The following is a 2,573-nucleotide window of genomic DNA, read 5'->3' on the forward strand; positions in this document are numbered from 1 at the left end:
GACCGCGCCGGAGTCGGTCGCCCCCTACCTGGCGCTGGCCCGGCGCACCGCGGACCGGGCGGTGGCCGCCGGCCGGCTACGCCCGGTCGACGCCGAACCGCTGCTCGGCGTCCTCGGTCGGGACCACACCGAGATGGCGGGCGTGAGCGAGCGGCAGCGAGCGAATCATCGACCCAGTGCGGACAGCGCTCAGGCCGGCGCCGAGCGAAGCGAGGTGGCGGCATGACCGAGGCAGGTCAGGTGCTGGTGCACACCCGCGCCGAGTTGGCCCGGGCCCGGGCAACTCTCACCGGAACGGTGGGGGTGGTGATGACCATGGGTGCCCTGCACGAGGGGCACGAGACGCTGCTGCGGGCCGCCCGCGAGCGGGCCGACCACGTGATCGTCACCATCTTCGTGAACCCGCTGCAGTTCGGACCCAACGAGGACTTCGACCGCTACCCGCGTACCCTCGATGCCGACCTGGAGGTGTGCCGGCGGGCCGGCGCCGACCTGGTCTTCGCGCCCTCGGTGGCGGCGATGTACCCGGGTGGTGAGCCGGCGGTACGGGTCAACCCGGGCCCGCTCGGCGAGGACCTGGAGGGGCTCAGCCGGCCGGGGTTCTTCCACGGCGTGCTCACCGTGGTGCTGAAACTGCTCCAGCTCACCCGACCCGATCTGGCCTTCTTCGGCGAGAAGGACTACCAGCAGTTGACCCTGGTCCGGCGGATGTGCCGGGACCTGGACGTGCCGGTGGAGGTGGTCGGGGTGCCCACCGTCCGGGAACCGGACGGGCTGGCCCTGTCCAGCCGCAACCGCTACCTCTCGCCGGCCGAGCGGCAGACGGCGCTGAGCCTGTCGCGGGCGCTGCGCGCCGGTGCCGAGGCGGCCGACGCCGGCCGCGACGCCGGGGCGGTGCTGACCGCCGCACATGCCGCCTTCGGCGCCGACGCGCCCGACGCGCGGCTCGACTACCTCGTCCTCACCGATCCCGAACTGGAGCCTGGGCCGGTCCGCGGCCCGGCCCGGCTGCTGGTCGCCGCCTGGGTGGGTGCCACCCGGTTGATCGACAACGCCCCGGTCCGGCTCGACCCGGCCTCCTGACCTCCGACACTTTCGCGCGAAAGGCGTCCGATGTACCGCACCATGCTCAAGTCCAAGATTCACCGGGCCACGGTGACCCAGGCGGATTTGCACTACGTCGGCTCGGTGACCGTCGACGAGGACCTGCTCGACGCCGCTGACCTGCTGCCCGGCGAGCAGGTAGCGATCGTGGACATCACCAACGGGGCCCGGCTCGAGACGTACGTGATCCCGGGCCGGCGGGGCAGTGGCGTGATCGGCATCAACGGTGCCGCCGCCCACCTGGTGCACCCGGGTGACCTGGTCATCTTGATCTCGTACGGCCAGATGGACGACGCCGAGGCCCGCACCTACCGCCCACGGGTGGTGCACGTCGACGCCGACAACAAGGTTGTCGACCTGGGCGCCGACCCGTCCACCGCCGCTCCCGGCACCGCCGGCACCCCCGTCCCCAACCCGCTCGCGGTGTAAGGAAGGGCCCCTTCTTATCGCCTCGGGCGGTAGAAGGGCCCCTTATTAACACCTCCCCACCGCCCCGCGACCCGTGCACCGTGAATCCGGTCTGTCACGGGATGGTCATTTCTGGTTACGCTGGTAGCGCCGTCGGGGGACGGCCGCTGGCTGGGGGAGGCGGCGTGCTGCTGCAGCGTGCGACGAGAAGCCTGATCGCGGCCTTCGCCATGGCTGCGCTGCTGGTGGGCTGCGGCGCGCCCGGCGGGCTCGACGGCGACCTGGTCGACGACTGGGCGGCGCTGCCGCCGCCCGGGCCGTTCACCCCGGCTGCCGAGGTCTGCCATGAGGCCGACTTTGCCGACGCGGTGCCGGTCGCGGCGTACGTCCCGGTGGACTGTGCCGCGCCGCATCGGGTGGAAACCGTGCATATCGGTGCATTCCCGGACGGGCGTGAGTCGCCACCGATCGCGTCGGTCGAACTACGCGCGGCGTTCGCCGACTGCGACAACCGGGCTACCGGCTATGTCGGTGACAACTGGCGGGCCGGCCGGCTCCGGCTGGCGGTCGCGGTGCCGTCCGGGCCGGGCTGGGCGGCCGGCTCGCGGTGGTACCGCTGCGACCTGATGGAGGTCAGCACGGTCGAGGCGGCGGCCACGGTCGTGCTGCGTACCGGCTCCCTGCGCGACGCCCTCCGGGTGCCGTCGCCGTTGCGGCTGGGGTGCCAGCAGACCCGTACCGGCCGGGGCGGGGTGGTGCAGACCCTGCTGCCGGTGGACTGCGCCGAGCGCCACGACGCCGAGTTCGCCGGGGTGTGGCAGGCCCCCGACCGCCCGTACCCATCGCGGAGCGCCGAGTGGGTGCCGCTCTACGCCGGCTGCCGTAGCGTCCTCGCCCGGTACGCCGGCCTGCCGGACGACGCCGACCTGGCCTTCCGCAGCGACGTGGTGGTCCGCCCACCCGGGGCCGGCCGGTGGCGTGCCGGGGACCGGGGCGTCCGCTGCTACCTGTGGCTCGCAGACCGCGCCGTGACCGGGTCGCTCAAGGGTGCCGGCCCGGCC

General features: G+C 73.5%; 3 protein-coding genes and 1 pseudogene. All 4 read left to right on the forward strand.

Annotation, left to right across the window (positions count from 1 at the left end; translation table 11 throughout):
- Positions 1–121, forward strand: a pseudogene (locus AB0M52_RS33065) (DUF2520 domain-containing protein); the annotation flags it as partial.
- A 101-nt stretch (positions 122–222) separates the two neighbouring features.
- Positions 223–1,083 carry a pantoate--beta-alanine ligase gene (gene panC, locus AB0M52_RS33070; protein ID WP_363961784.1) on the forward strand — a complete coding sequence of 287 codons (861 nt, stop codon included), beginning with the start codon at positions 223–225 and terminating at the stop codon, positions 1,081–1,083.
- Between the two features lie 30 nt (positions 1,084–1,113).
- On the forward strand, positions 1,114–1,533 hold the full coding sequence (panD, locus tag AB0M52_RS33075) for an aspartate 1-decarboxylase (RefSeq protein WP_363961785.1): 420 nt from the start codon (positions 1,114–1,116) through the stop codon (positions 1,531–1,533).
- A 209-nt stretch (positions 1,534–1,742) separates the two neighbouring features.
- Positions 1,743–2,573, forward strand: an 831-nt coding sequence (locus AB0M52_RS33080; RefSeq protein WP_363961786.1) for a septum formation family protein, incomplete at its 3' end; no start/stop codon positions are given.

The organism is Micromonospora sp. NPDC051296, from assembly GCF_040682255.1.
GTDB classification, from domain to species: Bacteria; Actinomycetota; Actinomycetes; order Mycobacteriales; family Micromonosporaceae; genus Micromonospora; species Micromonospora craterilacus.